We start from the raw sequence: 270 nt of genomic DNA, 5'->3' as shown, positions 1-270 counted from the left end.
AGAGTATGCTGAAAGTCGCTACTTTTTTTACTGCTATGTAGTTTAGAAAGCGCCGGTAAAATAACCGTCGCAATACCAATACCAAATAATCCCAGCGGAAATTCAATTAAGCGGTCTGAATAATAAAGCCACGCAATTGAACCCGTCATCAGTAATGACGCAATCATGGTATCGAGCAACAGATTAATTTGACTAATAGAGACACCAAACAAAGCCGGTAGCATAAGTTTTCGTACTTTTTTTACGTTTTCGTCTTGCCATGCCCAGCGC

Annotated in this window: 1 protein-coding gene; it reads right to left on the bottom strand. The window is 40.4% G+C overall.

The window, feature by feature from the left end; all coding sequences use genetic code 11:
* Nucleotides 1-270, bottom strand: a 270-nt coding sequence (locus tag AAEY83_RS15310) for a lipid II flippase MurJ (RefSeq protein WP_351060267.1), incomplete at both ends; no start/stop codon positions are given.

The organism is Psychrobacter sp. TB20-MNA-CIBAN-0197 (genome assembly GCF_040309765.1).
GTDB classification, from domain to species: Bacteria; Pseudomonadota; Gammaproteobacteria; order Pseudomonadales; family Moraxellaceae; genus Psychrobacter; species Psychrobacter submarinus.
The sequence above is the reverse complement of the archived record's forward strand: the minus strand, read 5'-3'. Positions and strand labels throughout refer to the sequence as shown.